At 36.1% G+C, this 20,499-nt stretch carries 21 protein-coding genes and 1 tRNA gene; 10 read left to right on the top strand and 12 right to left on the bottom strand.

Annotation, left to right across the window (positions count from 1 at the left end):
• Positions 1-217 precede the first annotated feature (217 nt).
• The 4 genes from EGI26_RS03885 to EGI26_RS03900 form a co-directional block, all read right to left on the bottom strand.
• Positions 218-291, bottom strand: a tRNA-Arg gene (locus tag EGI26_RS03885).
• 52 nt (positions 292-343) lie between these two features.
• The gene (gene nuoK, locus EGI26_RS03890; protein ID WP_255076518.1) at positions 344-649 is read right to left on the bottom strand and encodes an NADH-quinone oxidoreductase subunit NuoK; all 306 of its coding nucleotides are present in this window, start codon (positions 647-649) and stop codon (positions 344-346) included.
• Positions 642-1,160, bottom strand: a complete 519-nt coding sequence (locus EGI26_RS03895; RefSeq protein ID WP_255076519.1) for an NADH-quinone oxidoreductase subunit J — start codon at positions 1,158-1,160, stop codon at positions 642-644. The genes nuoK and EGI26_RS03895 overlap by 8 nt, the downstream gene beginning before the upstream one ends.
• Complete coding sequence (locus EGI26_RS03900) at positions 1,161-2,582, bottom strand: 4Fe-4S dicluster domain-containing protein (RefSeq protein WP_255076521.1); 1,422 nt, start codon at positions 2,580-2,582, stop codon at positions 1,161-1,163.
• Between the two features lie 54 nt (positions 2,583-2,636).
• Here EGI26_RS03900 and EGI26_RS03905 point away from each other — a divergent pair, with 54 nt between their 5' ends.
• Both EGI26_RS03905 and EGI26_RS03910 read left to right on the top strand, forming a co-directional pair.
• The gene (locus tag EGI26_RS03905) at positions 2,637-4,220 is read left to right on the top strand and encodes an NAD(P)/FAD-dependent oxidoreductase (RefSeq protein ID WP_255076522.1); all 1,584 of its coding nucleotides are present in this window, start codon (positions 2,637-2,639) and stop codon (positions 4,218-4,220) included.
• 61 nt (positions 4,221-4,281) lie between these two features.
• Complete coding sequence (locus tag EGI26_RS03910) at positions 4,282-4,902, top strand: CoA pyrophosphatase (protein ID WP_255076523.1); 621 nt, start codon at positions 4,282-4,284, stop codon at positions 4,900-4,902.
• Here EGI26_RS03910 and EGI26_RS03915 read toward each other — a convergent pair.
• The gene (locus tag EGI26_RS03915; protein ID WP_255076524.1) at positions 4,899-5,771 is read right to left on the bottom strand and encodes a serine hydrolase; all 873 of its coding nucleotides are present in this window, start codon (positions 5,769-5,771) and stop codon (positions 4,899-4,901) included. The genes EGI26_RS03910 and EGI26_RS03915 overlap by 4 nt on opposite strands.
• 74 nt (positions 5,772-5,845) lie before the next feature.
• Here EGI26_RS03915 and EGI26_RS03920 point away from each other — a divergent pair, with 74 nt between their 5' ends.
• The 5 genes from EGI26_RS03920 (at position 5,846) to EGI26_RS03940 (ending at position 11,098) form a co-directional block, all read left to right on the top strand.
• Positions 5,846-7,243, top strand: a complete 1,398-nt coding sequence (locus EGI26_RS03920; RefSeq protein ID WP_255076525.1) for a PQQ-dependent sugar dehydrogenase — start codon at positions 5,846-5,848, stop codon at positions 7,241-7,243.
• Positions 7,244-7,319: 76 nt separating this feature from the next.
• Positions 7,320-8,261, top strand: a complete 942-nt coding sequence (locus EGI26_RS03925) for an SUMF1/EgtB/PvdO family nonheme iron enzyme (protein WP_255076526.1) — start codon at positions 7,320-7,322, stop codon at positions 8,259-8,261.
• Between the two features lie 104 nt (positions 8,262-8,365).
• Entirely contained in the window at positions 8,366-9,673 is a 1,308-nt protein-coding gene (locus EGI26_RS03930) for a Gfo/Idh/MocA family protein (protein WP_255076527.1), read from the top strand.
• 161 nt (positions 9,674-9,834) lie between these two features.
• Positions 9,835-10,386, top strand: coding sequence for a hypothetical protein (locus tag EGI26_RS03935; RefSeq protein ID WP_255076528.1), 552 nt, complete (start codon positions 9,835-9,837; stop codon positions 10,384-10,386).
• On the top strand, positions 10,379-11,098 hold the full coding sequence (locus EGI26_RS03940) for a lysoplasmalogenase family protein (RefSeq protein ID WP_255076529.1): 720 nt from the start codon (positions 10,379-10,381) through the stop codon (positions 11,096-11,098). Before EGI26_RS03935 ends, EGI26_RS03940 begins: the two co-directional genes overlap by 8 nt.
• On the opposite strand, the gene EGI26_RS03945 is transcribed toward EGI26_RS03940, so the two are convergent.
• The 3 genes from EGI26_RS03945 to tsaE are packed head-to-tail and all read right to left on the bottom strand — an operon-like array spanning position 11,070 to position 13,116.
• Positions 11,070-11,474, bottom strand: coding sequence for a hypothetical protein (locus EGI26_RS03945; RefSeq protein WP_255076530.1), 405 nt, complete (start codon positions 11,472-11,474; stop codon positions 11,070-11,072). The two genes, EGI26_RS03940 and EGI26_RS03945, sit on opposite strands and share 29 nt — an antisense overlap.
• A 14-nt stretch (positions 11,475-11,488) precedes the next feature.
• Entirely contained in the window at positions 11,489-12,706 is a 1,218-nt protein-coding gene (locus tag EGI26_RS03950) for an alanine dehydrogenase (protein ID WP_255076531.1), read from the bottom strand.
• Positions 12,706-13,116: a tRNA (adenosine(37)-N6)-threonylcarbamoyltransferase complex ATPase subunit type 1 TsaE gene (tsaE, locus tag EGI26_RS03955; RefSeq protein ID WP_255076533.1), complete on the bottom strand. Its 411-nt coding sequence runs from the start codon at positions 13,114-13,116 to the stop codon at positions 12,706-12,708. The genes EGI26_RS03950 and tsaE overlap by 1 nt, the downstream gene beginning before the upstream one ends.
• Before the next feature lie 235 nt (positions 13,117-13,351).
• Between tsaE and EGI26_RS03960 the strand changes: the two genes are divergently transcribed.
• Complete coding sequence (locus tag EGI26_RS03960; RefSeq protein ID WP_255076535.1) at positions 13,352-15,217, top strand: penicillin-binding protein 2; 1,866 nt, start codon at positions 13,352-13,354, stop codon at positions 15,215-15,217.
• Positions 15,217-16,491, top strand: a complete 1,275-nt coding sequence (gene rodA / locus EGI26_RS03965) for a rod shape-determining protein RodA (protein WP_255076536.1) — start codon at positions 15,217-15,219, stop codon at positions 16,489-16,491. Before EGI26_RS03960 ends, rodA begins: the two co-directional genes overlap by 1 nt.
• Here the strand turns inward: rodA and EGI26_RS03970 are convergent.
• Genes EGI26_RS03970 through EGI26_RS03980 form a run of 3 tightly spaced genes read right to left on the bottom strand, consistent with a single transcriptional unit; the run spans position 16,488 to position 18,195 of the window.
• Positions 16,488-17,207 carry an alpha/beta fold hydrolase gene (locus tag EGI26_RS03970; RefSeq protein ID WP_255076537.1) on the bottom strand — a complete coding sequence of 240 codons (720 nt, stop codon included), beginning with the start codon at positions 17,205-17,207 and terminating at the stop codon, positions 16,488-16,490. The genes rodA and EGI26_RS03970 overlap by 4 nt on opposite strands.
• On the bottom strand, positions 17,204-17,806 hold the full coding sequence (locus EGI26_RS03975; RefSeq protein WP_255076539.1) for a phage holin family protein: 603 nt from the start codon (positions 17,804-17,806) through the stop codon (positions 17,204-17,206). Before EGI26_RS03975 ends, EGI26_RS03970 begins: the two co-directional genes overlap by 4 nt.
• Positions 17,807-17,838: 32 nt before the next feature.
• Positions 17,839-18,195 carry a hypothetical protein gene (locus tag EGI26_RS03980; RefSeq protein WP_255076542.1) on the bottom strand — a complete coding sequence of 119 codons (357 nt, stop codon included), beginning with the start codon at positions 18,193-18,195 and terminating at the stop codon, positions 17,839-17,841.
• A gap of 191 nt (positions 18,196-18,386) precedes the next feature.
• On the opposite strand from EGI26_RS03980, the gene EGI26_RS03985 reads away from it, so the two are divergent.
• Positions 18,387-19,724: a DNRLRE domain-containing protein gene (locus EGI26_RS03985; RefSeq protein WP_255076547.1), complete on the top strand. Its 1,338-nt coding sequence runs from the start codon at positions 18,387-18,389 to the stop codon at positions 19,722-19,724.
• A gap of 42 nt (positions 19,725-19,766) precedes the next feature.
• On the opposite strand, the gene EGI26_RS03990 is transcribed toward EGI26_RS03985, so the two are convergent.
• Positions 19,767-20,414 (bottom strand): class I SAM-dependent methyltransferase, encoded by a 648-nt coding sequence (locus tag EGI26_RS03990; RefSeq protein WP_255076548.1) that lies wholly within the window; start codon positions 20,412-20,414, stop codon positions 19,767-19,769.
• Positions 20,415-20,499 lie beyond the last annotated feature (85 nt).

The following is a 20,499-nucleotide window of genomic DNA, read 5'->3' on the forward strand; positions in this document are numbered from 1 at the left end:
AACCTTTCGATTCGCTTTGTGACCGTTTGTTCTTCAAAGTCGGGAGCGACCCCTGCCCAACCTTCTCATTCCTAGTGAGACGCTCTAAAAAAAAAGCGAACCTTTCGATTTGCTTTGTGACTGTTTGTTATTCAAAGTCGGAAGCGACCCCTGCCCACCTTCTCATCCATAGTGAGATGCTCCAAAATAAAAAAAGCGAACCTTTCGATTCGCTTAGTGACCGTGTAGGGATTCAAACCCCAAACCTTCTCATCCGTAGTGAGACGCTCTATTCAGTTGAGCTACACAGCCATTTGGACTGCAAAAGTAGTGGTTTTCTTATTTATTCCAAAAAAAATGTCACTTAATTTTTTAATTCTGTAAGTTTTTCTGGGTTGATATTTTCGTAATATTTCTTTATTTTGAGGATAATTGCCAAGCCCACAGCTACTTCCGAAGCCGCAACTAGCATAATGAATAATGCAAAAATTTGTCCCTTTTCTGGGATTTTATCAAATTTACTAAAGGCCACAAAATTTATATTTACGGCATTTAACATTAGTTCAACTCCCATGAGCATCAAAATGAGATTTTTTTTGGTAACTATTACCGCAAAACCAATTGCAAACAAAATAGCCGAAACTATGAGGTATGGTGTTAAATTATTCATCTTTTTTAGCAATATAAGTGGCACCAATCAAGGCCATGAGCAATAACACCCCGATAATCTCTAGGACCAAAACCGAGTCGGTCATTAAATTATATCCAAGGTTTTTGATGTGTTGCTGAGGTTTGAAACTTCTGGTATTAAACTTTGACTCCAGAACCAAAAATGAGAGTAATAAAGACAAACTGACGGCTATGGTAAGACTAAAAACCATATCCATGTTCTCAATATTTAGCTTACCTTTTCCCATTTTTTTGTTGGAACTCAGCATGATTCCAAAAATCAACAATATTAAAATACCGCCTATGTAAATCATGATTTGAGCGGCAGATACAAATTCTCCACCAGCAAAAACAAATATGCCTGCAACGCCCAAAAAGCTAACCAGAAGACCATAGGATGCATACAGGACGTTTTTAGAAAACAAAACATACAAGGCTCCAATGATTGCTATCAGACAAAAAATACCAAATGCCACATTTCCATTTTGTAACTCCCTAAGAACTATTTCCATTTATGATTTGGGTTTAAGTTTAGGTACAAATTTTGCCGGACTTTTTTGCATTTCTACCTCTGATTCACCCTCATTAGGAGAGTCAATTGGTGTAACTTCAGTCATCACTGGTTTGAGTTTTGGTACAAATCCAGTTAGTTTTGGTGGTGCAACATCTTCATTGATAGCAATTTGTGGTTTAAGTTTCGGAGTGAATCCAATCGGTTTGTTGTCTGATACAACTTGCTCTGGCTTAGCTTTTGGAACAAATTTGGGCTTAACCTCACCTTCATTCTTCTCAGAATTGTGAACAGCATCTGAAACAACTTCAATCGGTTTTTTAGGAACAAATTTAGGTTTTGAATCTACATTTGAATCTGAACTAACAGTTTCCTCTGAAACTATCGCTGCAGGTTTTTTCGGAATAAATTTCGGTTTTGACTCTACCTCAGAATTTTCTCGTGCTATTTCTACAGGCTTTTTTGGCAAGAATTTAGGCTTTTCCGTTACCGTAATATTTTCAACAGGAGTATCAGAGGCTGTTATCGGTTTCTTCGGGACAAACTTTGGCTTTATATCTTCTAATTTAATTTCAACAGTTTCTGGATTCTCCGATGCAGCCATTATTGGCTTCTTGGGACTAAAAATGGGTTTTGGCCTTTCGGCAGGTGTTTGTTCTAAGTTTTCTTGTATTATTTCGGACTGAGTTGGCTTTTTTGGTGCGAAAATTGGTTTTTTAACTGATTCCAACATTGCTTTTTCTTCCTCAACAACCGCTGGTGGTTTAGGCTGAAAAGCACTTGGCATCTTTGGCTTGAAAGCCGAAACAGCTTCTGTCTTTGGAGCAACTACCTCAGCTTTGGTCAATTTAGCAGCCTCTTTTTCGGCTACAAATTGCTCATAAAGTGTTCTTTTTTCTTCTGCTTCCTTTTCCGATAAATTTGAAAAAGCTAAGTTCAATAGGCTGACATCCAGTACACTATAGTCGTATTCACTGTTCATCGTTAAGCATTCTGTTGGACAAACTGTGGTACACAAGCCACAAAAACAACACTTGGCCAAATCAATATCAAACTTAGCCGCATGAAGCCTCACAGGTGAGCCATCAGAAGTGGTTCGGATCAATTCTGGCGACTTTATGGCTTCTATTTCGATGCAATCTACGGGGCAGATTTTGGCACATTTGTCACAAACTATACAATCATCAATCTCACAATCCAGCTGATATCTGCCTATTTCTGGCACAGAAATGCTTTCATGAGGGTACTGAAGCGTGACAAATCCTTCTGAAATTTTGAAATAATTTTCGTCCTGAACATTCAAGGCTCCTTTGGTTTTTCGGGCTGCCCACAAATGCTTCAAGGTCAGACTTAAGCCCTTGGTAGTGGTTTTTATTCCTCTTTTTATGTTTTGAAAGTAGGCCATGTGCAAATATAGCTTCATTTTGAAACAATTTTATTAGTTTTGGGATAAAATTAAAGGATAAAAACCTTTCCGATGGAAAACATACATGCATTCGTTTTACCTCCAAATATTGCCCTTGATGAGCAACTTTTAGAGCAATTTCTTAGAGATAATTTTAAAATTTCGGCTGATAAGAACTTTTATTTCAGGAAGTTAAAGCAATCCATAGATGCTCGCAAAAGAGAAGTCAAGATTAATCTGGAAATAGAAATTTCACTAGACTCTCCTTTTCAAAATACAGATTTTGGAAAATATGATTATCTCAAAAAACAATTTTCGAAGACTTTAATAATCGTCGGTTCTGGACCGGCAGGACTATTTGCTGCTTTAAGATGCCTCGAACTAGGCATAAAACCGATAGTTCTGGAAAGGGGCAAAGACGTAAGGGCCAGGAGGCGAGACATTGCAGCCATTAACAAAGAGCACATCGTAAATTCGGACTCCAACTATTGCTTTGGTGAAGGTGGTGCAGGAACTTATTCCGACGGTAAACTTTACACGCGGTCGAAAAAACGTGGCGATGTAAGGAGAATTTTGGAAATATTGGTAAATCACGAGGCCACCGAACAGATTTTGGTGGATGCACATCCGCATATTGGTACCAACAAACTTCCCGTGGTGGTAGCCAACATTCGTCAGACTATTTTGGATGGCGGTGGAGAAATTCATTTTGAAACCAGAATGACGGATGTTCTGCTAAAAAACAATGAAATTTTTGGAGTGGGCATAAATAACCAATCTGAAATCCTGGCTGATGGAGTCATTTTGGCCACTGGGCATTCAGCCAGAGACGTATTCCAGTTGTTGTTTGAGAGAAAAGTTCTCATTCAGGCCAAGCCTTTTGCTATGGGAGTTAGGGTAGAACATTCGCAATTGTTTGTGGATCAATGCCAATACCATGCAGACGATCGTGGTTTATTGCCAGCGGCTTCGTATTCTTTGGTGGCACAAACTTATTACAATCAAATTCAGAGAGGTGTTTTTAGCTTTTGCATGTGTCCAGGTGGTTTTATTGTACCTTCATCAACAGAACAGCACGAATTGGTAGTAAATGGTATGTCACCTTCTCGAAGAGATTCTGTGTTCGCTAATTCAGGCGTAGTGGTGGCGATAAACGAACATGATTGGAAAGAATTTGAGTCATTTGGCCCTTTGGCCGCTCTTGAATATCAAAAATCTGTGGAACAAAATGCCTACAAAAAAGTAAGAGAGGCCATAGGTAAAAACCAGGAATTTGTGCAAACCATGCCAGCACAAAAAATAAAGGATTTTTATAAAAGTAAGAAGAGTTATCAATTGAATGAAACTTCTTATCAGCCTGGGCTTTTAGCGATGGATTTTAATGATGTTCTGCCAAAGTCCATTGCAGAGCCACTGAAGGATGGATTTAGGCAGTTTAGCCAGAAAATGCGAAACTATGACGAAGGTCAGATGATTGGTATTGAAAGCAGAACTTCCTCACCTGTGAGAGTTCCTAGAGATAAAGAAACATTAGAGCACCCTGAAATTGAACGACTTTTTCCATGTGGTGAAGGGGCAGGTTATGCAGGTGGAATTGTGTCCGCAGCGATGGATGGGGAACGATGCGTAGAAGCATTTGCGGAGAAGTATTTGTAGCGGAATTATTTTAATTCTCGTTTTTTAACTTTATCTTTAGTTTATCAAACTGGAATCCAACGTGTATTTTGAACCCTTCATCAACTCACTTTCAAGCAAATTAAAAGGACCATTGCCTGGCGTGGATTTTCAACGAAAGTTCATGCATGAGGAAAGGTTAATGTCCAATATAAAACCCAATGAGACCACTCGGCAAAGTGCTGTACTGGTGGCATTTTATCCTTCAGATGGAGATGTTTTTCTGCCTCTAATTCTCAGGCCAGCTTATGACGGAACCCACGGTGGCCAAATGGCTTTGCCGGGTGGAAAAATGGAATATAGTGACGAGAATTTGGTTAGAACAGCCTTAAGAGAAGCACAAGAAGAGATAGGTGTAAAAGCCATGGATGTAAACATTTTGGGCGAATTGACCGATGTTTTTATTCCTGTGAGCAACTTTATAGTAAAACCTATTGTGGGGTATTTAGATTACAAGCCCGATTTTTTCCCCGACAAAAAGGAAGTGGAGAAAATATTTGAAGTTGAGTTCTCCGATTTCTTAAAACTCGAAAACAAAGGAACTCGAAACATTACCGTAGGCAAAAGAAACTTAACGGTACCCGGTTTTGACATTCAAAATCAGTGGATTTGGGGAGCTACTGCCTTAATAATCAATGAAGTTGTAGAAATTGTGATTTCTTAATTCAAATAATCATAAATCATCTTAGATATTTGAGCCAATGTTTTTACTCCGTCATTGGCATTTTTAAGGTTTTTTGAAAGTAGAATTAATACATATTTCCTTCCATCTGCTAAGTAAACAATGCCTGAATCGTGCTGAACGCCTGTAATAGAACCTGTTTTGTGAGCCACTTTTACGTTCTTGGACAATTGAGCTGGTATAATTTCATTAAATTTCTGGTCAAGTAAAATATTCAACATCAATGAGTTGTTGGGTTGAGTTAAGGCTATATGTTCAAATATTTGCATAAGGCCGAAAGGAGTCGTTCTGTTGTTTAATCCTGCATCAAAGGCCTTTTGGTCTTCTACACCTCTCAAAACTATATTTTCTTTGATATTTAAACTTGCCAGTAGTTTCATGACGTTTTCGGCACCGACTTTATCGATGAGAATGTTTGTTGAAAGGTTACTACTTTTGGTCATCATCTCATAAGTGAGGTCTTGAATCGTCATTTTTTGCCCGATTTTTTGATAAAGTATGTCGTCACTATCATCGTTTATACTTAAAGAATATCTGCTTTTATCTACAATGCTTTCAAATTCATTTTTAACAAATATCGAATCCGTAATTTTGAATTTCCCTTGTTTTTCTTGGTTAAAAATTTCCAACATTACAGGTGTTTTCATGGTGCTAGCAGCATGAAAATATTCATGGGGATTGATAAAAATGGTATCATTGTTATCAAGATTTTTGAAAGCAAGCCCAAAATGACCCTCGGTTTTAGCCATTAATTCGATGATTTGCTCCTTTAATCGAATGTTTTTTTGCCCAGAAATATTCATAATGGTAAAAAGGAAAAGTCCGAAAGTAATGAAGGCTGATTTTTTCATTTTTTAAAAATAGATAATAAAAAAATTTAATTACGCTAAAATTATTTAGTTTCGCAATCGAACAAAAATCATTAATGAAAAATATAACTCTTTTTCTGACTTTAATTTCTACAAGCTCATTTTCTTTTGCAAAAACCAATAAACTAATTGATGAAAATACAAATGCTATTTTTACCCAATATTGCTCCAGTTGTCATGGAGAAAAAATAGAGGCATTTGTAGATAGAAAGTGGAAATATGGAACCACGAAGGTAGACATAGCCAAGACAATCACCAATGGAGCAGTAGATGCTGGAATGCCTTCCTGGAAAAATACGCTTTCGCCAAAACAAATTGATAACCTGGCTACTCAAATTGTGAAAAGCCTTGTGAATGTTGATCAATATAAGTTTTCAGCAAAACCTAAAACCAATATTTTCAAATCGGGCTCTATGACTTTGAAATTAGACACAGTGGCTACGGGTTTTGACAGTCCATGGGGCATTACCCAGCTTCCCGACGGCCAACTTTTGATAACCGACAGGGCTGGAAAACTTTACAAAATTGACCAAAACAAGCAGAAAGTAGAAATAAAAAATACTCCAAAAGCTCTTTCTAAAGGTCAAGGTGGATTGTTGGATGTAGAAATACATCCACAGTATACCTCTAATGGTTGGGTTTATTTGAGTTATTCAAAATTCAAAGAAGAGGCAGGTGCAACTTGGACTACAACTGCCTTGGTGAGAGGGAAAATTGTTGGCGATGAATTTACGGAATTAAAAGAAATATTTGAAGCTAATCCTTACACAAAAACTACGCATCACTATGGATCAAGAATTGTTTTTGATGGTGAAGGATATTTGTATTTGAGTGTTGGGGAAAGAGGAAAGCATTTTGAATATGCCCAAGGAACCGACAATGATCTCGGCAAAGTCCACAGGATTTTTGACGATGGAAGAATCCCAGAGGATAATCCATTTTATGGCAAAGCACCAAATAGTCAGACACTTTACACTTATGGGAATAGAAATCCCCAAGGTTTAGCTCAGCATCCTGTTACAAAAGAAATCTGGGAACATGAACACGGTCCAAGAGGCGGTGATGAGATAAATATCATAAAGAAAGGAGTTAATTATGGCTGGCCGACCATCAGTTATGGTATCAATTATGACGGAAAACCTATTACCAATCTTTCAAAAAAAGAAGGTATGGAGCAGCCGTTACATTATTATCTGCCATCAATAGCTCCATCGGGTATGGCTTTTGTGATGGGCGATAAATACCCGTCTTGGAAAGGAAATCTAATAATTGGTTCTTTAAGATTTAATTATTTGGAGAGGGTGGTTTTAAAAGAAAATAAAGTGATAGAAAACCACAAGGAACTTCTGAATATAGGAAGAATGAGAAGTGTGAAAATGGGGCAAGATGGTTTCATTTATATAGGCGTGGAAAACCCGGGCATGGTGTTTAGGTTGATTCCATCGGGCAAATAATTCTAATTTTTCATTTTGTATTTTATAAAACATTACTACCTTTTTTGTGTTAAGTATTTAATTTTAAGAATTTTATATGTTAAAAATTTCAATATTAGCAGCAGTTTTTTTAGGATTTTTTTTCGTGGAAGACTTCACTTCCTATACCCAAAACATACCAAATTCAAATGAAAAAATAGAAATGATAGCCATAAAAGGAGGGAAGTTCATGATCGGAAGTCCTGAATCAGAAGCTTTGAGAAGACCAGACGAAGGCCCACAAAAGGAGATTGAAATTAGTTCATTTTGGATGTCAAAATATGAAACAACTTGGGATACTTATTTGATTTTTCAAAATAAAGAGCTCGAAACAGAGAAGAACCTTAAGGTGGATGCCATAGCTAGGCCCACCAAACCTTATGTTGAAATGAGTTTTGGACAAGGTAAAAACGGAGGTTTTCCTGTTTGTAATGTAACTCAATACGCTGCCAGGGCTTACTGTAAATGGTTATATCAAACAACTGGCGTTTTTTACAGATTGCCTACAGAAGCAGAATGGGAATATGCCGCAAGAGCGGGATCAAATACACCTTATTATTTTGGAAATAATCCGAAAGAAATAGGTGATTATGCATGGTATTTCGAAAATTCAAACGGAGCCTACAAAGTGGTGGGAGGTAAAAAGCCCAATGCATGGGGACTTTATGACATGTACGGCAACGTTTCAGAATGGACTTCAGACTTTTACGAAGAAAATTACTATTCTAAAATTTCAGCAAAAGACCCTAATAATCAGATGTTTGAGTTGTATCCCCATGCCATTAAGGGCGGACATTGGGACGATGATGCTGATATGTTGAGAAGTGCTGCCAGGCGACCATCTACACCGCGATTAAAACAACGAGATCCCCAAATACCCCGTTCGAAATGGTGGCTCACCGATGCTCCATTTTTGGGTTTTAGGATTGTTAGACCAGTCTCTGTTCCATCTCAAAAAGAAATAGATGCTTATTTTGCCCTCCCGCCGGTGGATGAGTGATACCGTTTAACGTAATTTTAATTTAGAATTTGAAATTACAATTATTAATATCTATTTTCGATAAAAAAAACTTATACATATTCAACCATAAAAAAAAACACAAAATGAGTAATTTAGACAGGAGGTCATTTTTGAAAAATACCTCACTTGCTACTGGTGCAATTTTAGGAGTTACTCCACAAATTTCATCGGCGTTCTACGCTAATACATCTGATGAGATTAAAGTGGCACTAATTGGCTGCGGCGGAAGAGGCACTGGGGCTGCATTTCAGGCACTTTCTGTTAAAGAAAATGTAACTTTAGTGGCCATGGCCGATGCATTTAAGGACAGAGTAGATAAATGTTACACGTCTTTGATGTCAGATAAAAATCCAAAAGTCAAGGCAAGAGTAAAAGTTGCTGAAGAGAATAAGTTTGTAGGTTTTGAAGGATACAAGAAAGCCATTGCATTGGCAGATGTTGTTATTCTAACTACCCCTCCTGGATTCAGACCAATACATTTTGAGGAAGCGGTGGCACAAGGGAAGCATATTTTTATGGAAAAACCAGTGGCAACAGATGCCCCCGGGATTCGAAGAGTTTTGAAAGCTGCAGAAGAATCTAAAAGAAAAAATCTGAAGGTTGTAGTAGGTTTGCAAAGACACTATCAGAAATCATATTTGGAGACCTACGATAGAGTTATCAATCAGAAAGTGATTGGCGATATTGTTTCGGCAAGGTGTTATTGGAACAATGATGGCGTGTGGGTGGTGAAGAGAGAAAAGGAAATGACCGAAATGGAATATCAGATGCGAAACTGGTACTATTTTGTGTGGTTGTGTGGTGATCACATTTGTGAGCAACACATACATAATATCGATGTAATTAACTGGTTTAAAGGAGGCCATCCTACTGAGGCAATCGGTATGGGAGGGCGTGAGGTTAGGAAGGGTAATGAATACGGAGAAATATTTGATCATCATTATGTGGAGTTCCAATACGGAGACGGCATGATTTTGAATAGCCAATGTAGACATCAGCCAGGTACTGTTTCCAACGTTTCTGAGCATTTGGTGGGTTCTAAAGGTCGTGCAACAGAGGGTAAAATAACAGATTTAGCTGGAAATAGTCTTTGGAGGCACAGAGATGCGGACGATAAAAATCCTTACCAAGTAGAACATGATGTATTGTTTGACTGTATTGTCAACAATAAGCCTATAAATGATGCTGAGAATGGTGCAATGGCAACTATGACAAGTATTTTGGGTAGAATGGCTTCTTATTCAGGCCAAAAGGTAAAATGGGAGGATGCAATTAATTCAAATATTAATTTGATGCCAGATAAGTTTGATTGGAATGCCATGCCTAAAACACTTCCTGACAGCAACGGATTTTATCCAATACCCGTACCAGGAAAAGACAAGATTATCTAGTAAACAATATTTAATATTATAATTTGCTAATGAAAACTATTGCTTTTTTATTTTTAGTAATATTTGGAGTAGCGGGTGTTTGTACCAAATTTTTGAAATTGGAACTGTATTTCAATATATTTCTGGGACTTTTCATACCCTTTCTTTCTTTATATTACCTAATGAATAGAAAAGTGCGAAAATTGCCTTTTGATAAGCATATTGTATTGGCTCTGTTGATACTATTTGTTTCAGATTTGCTAGAATTGAGTTTTTTCAAAGAGTTTGAAATTAAAGATAAAATTCAGATTTCATTACATCTTATAATTCAATTTCTGTTTTTGATAGTCTTCCGAAAAGAAGGAGCGATTTTAGTTCAAGAGTCAAAAATAGATGTTCTTAAGATTTTTATACCAGCAGGATTAGTTTTTCTTATTTTTGGATATTTTGTGTTCGAAGAAACAAAAGTTTTGAACTACATCCTGTTGGTTTTATATGCCATTCTCGTAGTAATTATACTCATTTTAAGTATGTATAGACCCATAAATAACTATTCTTTTTATTTTGGTGTATTCGGGACGACTTTGTTGTTTTTATATGGACTCTTCTACTTTTTATTTTCTTCAGAAAATAGTATCGAACAGTTTTATGGGATTAGTTTTGGTTTTTATGTATTTTCGCAAATATTTCTAATTGAGAGCTTTTCTACTAATTTAAAACCAAAATATGAATAAAAATAGATTGATATTTTTGTTGGTATTTTTACTACTGGTACTAGAAGTAACCTTCTATTACACTGGCAATTTTTACTTAAACATAGCAGTTAAGTTTTTCATTGGAGCTTTGTTGGTTTATTTTTATTACGTCCAAGTACAAGGGAAGCTCCTATATGCGGACAATATTTTTTTTACAGCTTTCGCTTTTGGTTTTATGGGAGAAATAGGATTCGTTTATCAAAAAACTGAAGTTCTAAATTCCATATTAGTTTTTTTGTATTTAGTTGAGCATCAGTTGTATATAATTCTTCTTAGGCAGCCCAATTTTCAAAAGAAAAACTTGACCAACTTTGATTTAATGAAGAAGGGCTGGCCGTATATTCTAACGGCATTTTTGTTTTTTGGTTTTTTCTTGATGGAAATCGTTCCCGATTCCATATTTGTCTTAATGATATTTTACGTGTTTCAATTTGCCATAATGGGAGCATATTCATTGATGCTAAACAACAGTTTTGAAGGCAAAAAATACATCATTATTGCGGTGGGATTGATGGCTGTGTCAGATATTATATCTTCTTGGTATGTATTCTTAGGTGATTTTAAATTTGGTTACCCCATTATTAGGACACTTTACATTTCCTCCAAGTTTCTTTTGGCCTATGGGTTTATTCTAAACAGGAAAAAAATATTAACTGATGCTGCTAATCATTGGGAAACGGGAGATATATAAAGCCAGCGAAAGCTTGGTCTATCACAAACAGACAGCAATATTCTTCTGGGTCTTTATAGTTTTCTTTGAAAAACTCAATAGATTCTTCGCCAATCATATTTCTAGAAATGAATTCTTCTAAAAAACTCGCTCGGTATTCGTAAATGGTCTTAAAATCATTTTGCTGAAACAAAGTAGCTCCGATTTCAACAGGATTTTCTGTTAAAATGAAAATTGGGTTTTCTGAGAATTTTCTCTTGATTATTTGATAGGAAGCTTCTTTTAAGTGTTCAGAAACTTTTATAAAGTCAGATGAGACCTTTCCCATAAGCTTTTGGTTAATTTCTGGAGAATTAGCATCATCCATCAATACATTTTCATTGCTGTGATTTATCATATCTAATGTTTTTTTTAGAATCTGGCCGATAGAATTAGGCCTAAGTCTTTATATTTTAAATTAAACCTTTTGGCTAAATGTAAATTCGTTACGCTGCCTTTGTAACAGACTACACCTTTCATAAACCATTTATTCTGAAAAATCATTTCATTTACCCCCCCCAATCCTTCTGTTTTTAACAAGACAGGCGTAAAGATATTGCTCAATGCAATACTGGCAGTGTGAGCAAAACGAGAGGCGATGTTGGGTACGCAGTAGTGTATCACATCGTGTTTTTTAAATACTGGATTACCATGACTTGTAACTTGGGAGGTTTCGCAACAGCCGCCGTGATCAATCGCCACATCGATGATCAGTGAGTTAGGCTTCATTTGAGTAACCATTTCTTCAGTAATAACCATTGGAGCTACGCCAATTTCACTTCTCAAAGCACCTATCACAACGTCTGCTTCTTTTATGGCATTGCTCAGATTTACAGAGTCGATAATTGAAGTAAAAATTCTACTTCCCACAGCGTATTGAAGCCGTTGTAGTCTATAAAGCTGCCTATCAAAAACTTTTATATTGGCTCCCAAGCCCAAAGCCGATCTTGCTGCAAATTCTCCGACAGTTCCAGCCCCAAGTATCACGACATTCGTAGGAGGAACACCTGTTATTCCACCAAGAATAATCCCTTTTCCGTTATTTACACTACTTAGATACTCTGTGGCTATCAACAAAACGGCACTACCTGCAATTTCGCTCATCGCTCGAATTATAGGAAATTCTCCAACCTTATCTTCAATGAATTCAAAAGCAATCGCTGTTATTTTTTTCTTATTTAAATTGTTAAAATAGGCTTGATCCAACACTGCCAAGTTGAGTGTAGAAATAAGCGTGGCGTTTAGTTTTATAAACTCAAACTCTTCGTCTTTTAATGGTTCAATTTTTAGAATTATATCATTCTCGAAAATTTCTTTTCGGCTAAATACAATCTGTGCTCCAGCATTTGAATAGTCCATGTCTGAGTAGTTTGCACTCAATCCAGCACCAGTTTCAACAGAAACAGACATGCCGTTTTTGACCAATATGGCTACCGCATCAGGCGTCAAGGCTATTCTTTTTTCAAACTCTGATGATTCCTTCGGAAGTCCCAAGCTGAGGTTGTTGTGTTTTTGTTGAATAGCAAAGGGCGATTCTTTGGGGCTAATGGCCGAAGCCCGAGCAAGTTCTTTTAAAGTATCTGTCGCCATTATTTTATAATTTTAAGATATATATTTCTTGAAATGTTCTCGTTGTGTTCAATGTTTATTTCCAAATAGGGTGTAGGAAGAATCGGTTCTATAATTTGCGGCCATTCTATCCAACACGGTTTGCCAGAGTCTAAGTATTCTTCAATTCCAAAATCTAAGGCTTCCTCCAATGAACCCAACCTGTAACAATCAAAATGAAAAACTTTGCCGTCATATTCATTTACATATGAGAATGTTGGGCTGCTTATGGAATCTTGAATATGAAGCTTATTGGCTAAAATCTTTATCAAGGTAGTTTTTCCAGCTCCCAAATTTCCCACGAAAGTCCAAATCGGAAGCTCTTTTCCAATTCTAATTATTTCATCAGCAACTTGCGGCAGGTTTTCAACCCCAATATTTAAATATTTCAATTAAGAATGTTTTTCGCAAATTTAATATTTTAAAATTCTAGAGTTTATTAATTCCAACTTTTTTAAAATTTTTGATAAATGAATATTCTAAAAATCAGCTTTTTAAGGTAAACTATAATTTCTTTTTGATTTTGTTAGATAAAAGCAATGCAACTAAATATTTTTTATACAGGAAAGTGACAAAGTGATGTAAAATTTTCGGAACTTTGTTTGTGATTTTGTCCTCATTACATTCATGCTCGAAAGTAGAAAACCAGTTATTTTAATATTCTTTTACGCCATTGGGATTATCTATATCCTTAGATTATTCTATTTGCAAATATTAGACACCAAGTATCAGTCGCTAGGGGCTTTGAACTCTATCAGGCGAGAAATTAACATTCCACTCAGAGGTCAAATATATGACCGAAATGGCAAGCTTATCGTGGCCAACGAGGAAGTGTACGACGTTTATGTTACGCCCAAAAAGGTATATCCATTCGATACAGCCTCTTTTTGTAATCTTTTCAATATTACCAAAGGCTTTTTAGATAGTACTTTAACATCGGCTAGGGAATATTCTAAAGATCGGCCGTCGCTTTTTTTAAGGCAGCTCACCAAGGAAGAATACGCAAGTGTGGTAGATGCCATGATTCAATATCCGGGTTTTACTTTTGAACAATCATTTTTCAGGACTTATCCTGGTAAAACGCTTGCCAATGCCTTAGGCTACATCGGTGAGATTCCACAAAAAAAGTTTGAAGAACAAGAAGAAGAATATTATAGAAAGGGAGATTACATAGGTTTGTCGGGTTTAGAGAAATTTTATGAAACTGAACTTCGAGGAATTAGAGGTGTGAAGTTTACTTTGATGAATGTTAAAGGCGAAGAAAAAGGCCAGTACAACGAAGGTAAATATGATACAATGGCCGTAATAGGTCAAAATTTGTACACCTCCATAGATTTGGAGCTTCAACAATTGGCAGATACTTTGTTTAAAAATAAAGTAGGTTCTGTGGTTGCGATTGAGCCGTCAACGGGTGAAATACTGGCGATGGGTTCCTACCCAACTTATGACCCAACTTTATTATCGGGTAAAGCTTTTTCAAAGAATTACACCGTTTTGAGTAGAAATCCTGACAGACCTTTGAACAACAGAGCGATTTCGGCATTTTACAGGCCCGGTTCTACTTTTAAATTGGTACAAGCCGCTATTGGTTTGGAAATGGGCGTAATAACTCCGAGGACTTCATTTGTTGGGGCTCCTACAATGTTTGCCTACCACAGCGGTACTTATGAGGCAGCCAATCTTTACAATGCAATTCAGCTATCGAGTAATCCATATTTCTATAATGTTTTTAGGAAAATTATAGGTAACAACAGTGAAATTAGCCCATTTGCACAAGCCAGAGTAGGTTTAGAGACTTGGGGACAAATTGTTGCTAAATTCGGTTTTGGCAAAAAATTAGGTATCGATTTGCCATCAGAAACCAAAGGCGTATTGCCCGATGTAAAAAGATATGATAAAGTTTACGGAAAAAATCAGTGGAAATTCTCCAATATTTATTCACTAAGCATTGGCGAGGGCGAATATGGAGTGAATGTTTTGAAACTTGGAAATTTGTGTGCGACATTGGCAAATAGGGGATATTGGTTAACGCCGCATTTGGTACAAAAAACAGGTGTGAATAAGGACAATATCAGAGGAATAAAAGTAGAAACTCACAAAACAGATATCAGTCCGAGGCATTTTGAAGAAGTTGCAAAGGGAATGGGACTCGTGGTATCTGAGGGTACAGGACGTTCAGCTCAGGTGGAAGGCATAGAAGTTTGTGGAAAGACTGGAACTTCTCAAAATAAGAAAGGAAAAGATCACGCTATTTTTATAGCCTTCGCACCAAAGTATAAACCAAAGATAGCCATTGCGGTGGTTGTTGAAAACGGAGGTTTTGGTGGAGTAGCTTCGGCACCCATCTGTGGATTGATGATTGAGCAATATTTGAAAGGAAAAGTTGAGAGATTGGCTTACAAAGAGCAGGTGGCAAATACTAGATGGACCACTGTAGCTGGCTCAGCTTCGAGAACAACAACTGTAAGTACACCTGCTAAACCTGTAAACTGATGGCTAAAGACATAGATATAAAACAAGGAATTGATTGGACTACAATATGGATATATGTAGCCCTCTTGATTGTTGGTTTGATGAATATTTACGCTGCTGTGTACAACGTAGATAATCCCAAACCCATATTTTCATTGGAGCATAACGCGGGTAGACAAATACTATTTATGTTTGTCGCTTTTTTGCTTATTCTGATTATTCTTTTTGTCGACTTTAAAGTCTACGATACTTTTGCATACATCTTTTATGGAATTTGGATTGTAGTTCTCATTGGTACAATTTTTCTCGGGAGTGACATTAAAGGTTCGAAGTCTTGGATAAAATTTGGAGCGTTCTCACTTCAGCCAGCAGAGTTCGCCAAAACCTTTACAGTAATGGCCTTGGCCAAGTATTTGAGTACAATGGGGGTAAATGTATCCAAAATGAAATACGCTTTTAGGGCGGCTTTGTTTATTTTTGTTCCTCCAATTATTATTATTTTACAAAAAGAAACTGGATCGGCTCTTACTTTTGCGGCACTTATGATAGTGCTTTACAGGGAAGGTTTGCCTGGTGTTTACCCAGCACTCATTATATCTTTTATTTTGCTTTTGATTCTTGCGTTGATATTTCCAAACTGGGCGGTGGTTCTTGGGCTAGCATTGTTTGGTGTATTGTTTTGGTATTTGTTTCTGAAACGCTACGAACGCAACAAACAGAATTTGCAAAGGGTCATAGGCTTGTTTGTGTTGTTTTCAGGTTTTGTTCTCACAGTTGATTTTGTTATAAATAATGTGCTTGCTCCGCACCAACAAAAACGTATAAAGGTATTGGTAAACCCAGATATTGACCCGCTTGGGGCCGCTTGGAACGTTACTCAATCGAAACTAGCGATTGGTAGTGGTGGAGCGATTGGTAAGGGATATTTAAAAGGTACTCAAACCAAGTTTGATTTTGTGCCTGAGCAATCTACGGATTTTATTTTCTGTACGGTAGGCGAGGAGTGGGGCTTTTTGGGAAGCTTTGTTTTACTGGGTTTGTATTTTATTTTACTCACACGTCTACTTAGTCTAGCCGAAAAACAAAAGTCAAAATTCGCCAGAATTTACGGGTATGGTGTAGCCAGCATATTATTCTTCCATATTTTAGTAAACATCGGTATGACCGTTGGATTAATGCCTGTTATTGGTATTCCCCTTCCGTTCGTTAGTTCTGGAGGATCTTCATTGATGTCCTTTACGATGTTACTTTTTGTTTTTCTTAAACTAGATGCTCACCGGAGCTATAAAGTTTAGACAGAAGCTATAAAATTGTCAATAAACTGAGCACAAATTCCTGGGCTTTCTAGCATTCCAGCGTGGCAAATATTGTCTAACAGCAAAACATTTGGAGATTTCATGAGAAATGTTTGTTCCAAAGCATCTTTGTAACTTACGAAAGTATCTTGTTTGCCCAATATCTGGAAAATAGGAAATTCAAATTCGCTTAAGTTATCGATATAACTGACTCTACTTTTCATGGCTAAAGTAGCCGCTAACAGTGCTTCATTGGGTATTTTGCTAAATTTCTCAATATTTTTTTGAACAAATTCGGGGTTTTTAGATTTGAATTCCTCCGTAAACATGTTTGGATAAAAATGCTTGATAAAAAGATTGGTATCGTGTTTTATTAAAAACTGAATGGTTTTATCTCGATTTTCTTTTTTTTCTTCGCTATCAGCGGCCACAGAAGAGTGAAATAAGCCGAGCCCAAGGGTCATTTCTGGATATCTATTACAAAATTCTACAGAGATATAACCACCCATGGAATGGCCAATGATTACCGCTTTTCTGATTTTTTCTTTGTCAAGATAATTTTTCAACCAATCTGCGTATTCGGGTATAGAAAAGCAATCCTTTTTAGGTGAAAAGTCAGGGGTAAAGTATTGGTTTTCAGGATTTAATAATTCTATAAAATCCGTCCAAACCGATGCGTTTTCTCCAAAACCGTGTAAAAAAACTATATTTTTCATTTCTTGAACATTTCTTTAACTTTCTCTTTCCTCATTTGATTATTCTCTTTTCTTTCTTTCTTTTTCTTGATTTTTGCCCTACGATTAAATAGTTTTTTGAGACCTATGAATAAGAAAACCATAGCAACCACTGCAAATAATACAGCAAGTTGGAGTAGGGCAGGTACAAATGCTAACGCCGCAGCAATTATAAGAAACACCAAGCCAACTTTCAGGCTATCATTAAAAACAGGATTACGTTTAAGAGATTTAACTTCTTGGTTTTCGGTAGTTTTATCTAAATGAGGTAATTCAACTTCTGTTTGAGTCGTTTCGATTTTTGATGTGTTTTCTAGCTTTTTATTTATTCTATGATAATTTTTAATTTCAGATGGCAGCGTTTCTATTCTCAACTCGGTATCAGTAGAAGCCTCTATTTCTTTAGGTTCTGGGGAAAGGTCTTCTATAAAAATTGGATTTTCAGAGGTTAATAAAAGGTTAGTGCCATTGGTTTTAGTGGAGAAAGTTTCTCTAGTGGATTTCTGAAAACCGCCATAGTGTTTTTTCTGGCATGACAAAAGAGAAATACAAAATAGCGTTACGAGAGTGAGTCTAAACATGAAAAATATTTTTATGATGCAATTTACTACGTTTAATCTTTGCTTCTATTGTCTTTGACAATCAAAAAAAAATCATTGCCTAACTCCAGATATCCATAATCGTAAACAAAATAGTAGACTGATCCCTTTAGCGTTTTTCTAAGATGTGTAATATGATTGAAGTCAAATCCTTTGTCATTGAGCGTGTTACGAGTTGTTTTGCTTTTTTCTTCAGGACAAATTTCCTCTAAAATTCTTCGGTTTTTCTTCAGTGAGTTGTTGATATTTCGGACATAATTTACTTCGACAACCTTGAGTTTGTTGTTGAAATTATTGCGGCACATGTCAGAGCAGAATTTCTTATCTACCCGTCCTAAAATAATGTTTCCGCACTCTGGGCAATTTTTCATTTGTTTTGGATTTTTTTATTACAGCTAAATTACAAATAATGATTTGTAGAAAAATGGCTTAGTGTTTTTTTTTGGATTTATTTAGTTTATTTTCCATACCATAATAAAATCTTTTTATCAATTTTAATTCTAAAAAATTTGGCACACTTCTTGTATTTTTCTTGAAGTTCCTGATAAAATTATAATATATAATGAAAAACACACAAAGATACTTTCTTGCAATGATAGTCGTCATATTGCAATTTTCATATGAATGCTTTGGACAATCGAATATTAGTATTGATTTAAGGCTTCAATCTACCTCTGAGAATCAGACTGTTCAGATGGGAGCAGAAGGCAAGATAATTTTTACATTAGAAAATCAAAGTTCTATTAAGGCAACAAATATCAAAGTATTTATTAATATTCCGTATTTTCCACCATTTGTTAAGTTTGCCTCTGCTAACCCTTTAAAGGGTAGTTTTGATGTAGGAAGTGGTTTATGGAGTATTTCTGAGTTGAATGCTCAAGAGACGATCAGTCTGACTTTGAAATACATACCTATGGAATATGGTGTTTGGTACGCTGAGGCTGAGATATTCTCGTCAAACGAAAGAGATTCTGATTCTACTCCAAATAACAATATAGATTCTGAAGATGATTTTACAAGGTCGTGTTTTTCGATGCCAATAAAAGTGTCGTCTTCGACTTTTGGTCGTCAAATTATTCTGGATGATTCAAAAATCACCAACATTGTTTGGAAAAAAGATGGACAAACTATTGCAAATCAGACTTCTAATATACTTCCGGTTACTTCAGTAGGTAGTTACTCCTTTTCAAGTCCATCGTTCATTTGCCCGTCTCAGGGTTGTTGTCCCTATGTTTTTGAACTTGGGCAAAGCCCATTATGCTGTGAGCCTTTGGAGTATGGCCTAGTAAGGGCTACAACTGACCAACAAGAGAACTTTTTAATTCTCCAACCTGACTCAACTGATGGTAAAGATGCAAATTTTACTTCAGTCTTACCTAACCTTAATATTGGAAAGTCATTAGATTTTCATGTGATGACATGGACGTGGAACGCAGCAGGACTAGGTGCAGGTTCAAGGAGAACGTTGATATATTTTGATTTAAGTGAACTGCCTGCAAATGCCATTATAAAAGAAGCAACTTTAGATCTTTTCTTTAACAAAACTTCTTTGGATTATGCATCCGTAGGACAACAATTCGGAGCAAATACCTCTAATCAATCTGTTCTAAGGCGAGTAACCTCTCCTTGGGAAGAGTTGGGAGTTACATGGGCAACGCAACCTTCTGTTACTAATGAAAACCAGGTTTTCATTCCTAGTAATACGGGTTTGGAAACAGATGTTACTATTGATATTACAAATTTAATTAGGGACCAGCATACTTATCCAGAGCAAAGCTTTGGCTTTATGATGTCCTTAGTTACTGAACAGATTTATAGATCCATGATTTTTGCTTCGAGCGATCATCCAGATGCTACAAAGCATCCAAGATTAACAATTGCCTATACGCTAGGAAACTAGCTTTTAGACATCACAAAACTAATTTTTCTTGAAATAATAGTTTTAAATATTGAAGATATTATCTGTTTTGTAGAATAATGTTGTACATGATTTTGTAGAAATTACTGGTGTCATTCCCCAGAAATTAAGATGCTTGAAACCATTTGTTTTCATAAACTCAAATGAAGTTTTATAGTCTTCTCTAAAACTATCATCTAGTACTACAACGCCCCTTTCTGAAAGTTTAGAAGTGCAATATTTAATGCATAAATTCCTGATTTTTCCATCAACAATTATTAAATCAAAATTTCCTATTTCTGATTGTATTGATTTTGCATAATCATTTCTTTCTTCAATAGTCTGAAAAATTAGTTTTATGTTATTTGGGATATTTTTTGATACTTCTTGATACCATCCTTCATGATCTTCAACAGCTACAATGTTTTTAACTCTCTCAGCTAACCATTTAGTAGACCCGCCACAACCATATTCAAAAACAGTTAGGTTTCTATTGAGTTTTTCCTTTAAGAAGTCTACAAAAGGATAAGTATACCATGGAATTGGATTTCCTGCACTGTCTTCAGATTTTTTAGTCTTGAATGAACGAAGCCAGCCATTTGATTTAATTTCACCCACTAAGTAGAGTTGTAATAGTGGTCCGATAGCTGTGAAATTTAATATTTTCCAAATTAGATTCTTTAATTGTCGCATTTATAAGTTTTAATGGAACAAATTTACTTCTTTTTAAAAATCTTTACCAATACATACTCGTAAGAATTGCTTAGAATGGTATATT

This window comes from Lacihabitans sp. CCS-44, from assembly GCF_024343735.1.
Classification (GTDB): domain Bacteria; phylum Bacteroidota; class Bacteroidia; order Cytophagales; family Spirosomataceae; genus Leadbetterella.

Bases quoted from the DNA above. Each gene is read 5' to 3' on its own strand.
- EGI26_RS03930 (WP_255076527.1), top strand. From the start codon at position 8,366: ATGAGTAATTTAGACAGGAGGTCATTTTTGAAAAATACCTCACTTGCT.
- EGI26_RS03980 (WP_255076542.1), bottom strand. From the start codon at position 18,195: ATGAAAAATTGCCCAGAGTGCGGAAACATTATTTTAGGACGGGTAGAT.
- EGI26_RS03950 (WP_255076531.1), bottom strand. From the start codon at position 12,706: ATGGCGACAGATACTTTAAAAGAACTTGCTCGGGCTTCGGCCATTAGC.
- EGI26_RS03900 (WP_255076521.1), bottom strand. From the start codon at position 2,582: ATGAAGCTATATTTGCACATGGCCTACTTTCAAAACATAAAAAGAGGA.
- EGI26_RS03970 (WP_255076537.1), bottom strand. From the start codon at position 17,207: ATGAAAAATATAGTTTTTTTACACGGTTTTGGAGAAAACGCATCGGTT.
- EGI26_RS03925 (WP_255076526.1), top strand. From the start codon at position 7,320: ATGTTAAAAATTTCAATATTAGCAGCAGTTTTTTTAGGATTTTTTTTC.
- EGI26_RS03905 (WP_255076522.1), top strand. From the start codon at position 2,637: ATGGAAAACATACATGCATTCGTTTTACCTCCAAATATTGCCCTTGAT.
- EGI26_RS03935 (WP_255076528.1), top strand. From the start codon at position 9,835: ATGAATAGAAAAGTGCGAAAATTGCCTTTTGATAAGCATATTGTATTG.
- EGI26_RS03975 (WP_255076539.1), bottom strand. From the start codon at position 17,806: ATGTTTAGACTCACTCTCGTAACGCTATTTTGTATTTCTCTTTTGTCA.
- EGI26_RS03985 (WP_255076547.1), top strand. From the start codon at position 18,387: ATGAAAAACACACAAAGATACTTTCTTGCAATGATAGTCGTCATATTG.
- rodA (WP_255076536.1), top strand. From the start codon at position 15,217: ATGGCTAAAGACATAGATATAAAACAAGGAATTGATTGGACTACAATA.
- EGI26_RS03990 (WP_255076548.1), bottom strand. From the start codon at position 20,414: ATGCGACAATTAAAGAATCTAATTTGGAAAATATTAAATTTCACAGCT.
- EGI26_RS03895 (WP_255076519.1), bottom strand. From the start codon at position 1,160: ATGGAAATAGTTCTTAGGGAGTTACAAAATGGAAATGTGGCATTTGGT.
- EGI26_RS03915 (WP_255076524.1), bottom strand. From the start codon at position 5,771: ATGAAAAAATCAGCCTTCATTACTTTCGGACTTTTCCTTTTTACCATT.
- EGI26_RS03940 (WP_255076529.1), top strand. From the start codon at position 10,379: ATGAATAAAAATAGATTGATATTTTTGTTGGTATTTTTACTACTGGTA.
- EGI26_RS03920 (WP_255076525.1), top strand. From the start codon at position 5,846: ATGAAAAATATAACTCTTTTTCTGACTTTAATTTCTACAAGCTCATTT.
- EGI26_RS03960 (WP_255076535.1), top strand. From the start codon at position 13,352: ATGCTCGAAAGTAGAAAACCAGTTATTTTAATATTCTTTTACGCCATT.
- nuoK (WP_255076518.1), bottom strand. From the start codon at position 649: ATGAATAATTTAACACCATACCTCATAGTTTCGGCTATTTTGTTTGCA.
- EGI26_RS03945 (WP_255076530.1), bottom strand. From the start codon at position 11,474: ATGATAAATCACAGCAATGAAAATGTATTGATGGATGATGCTAATTCT.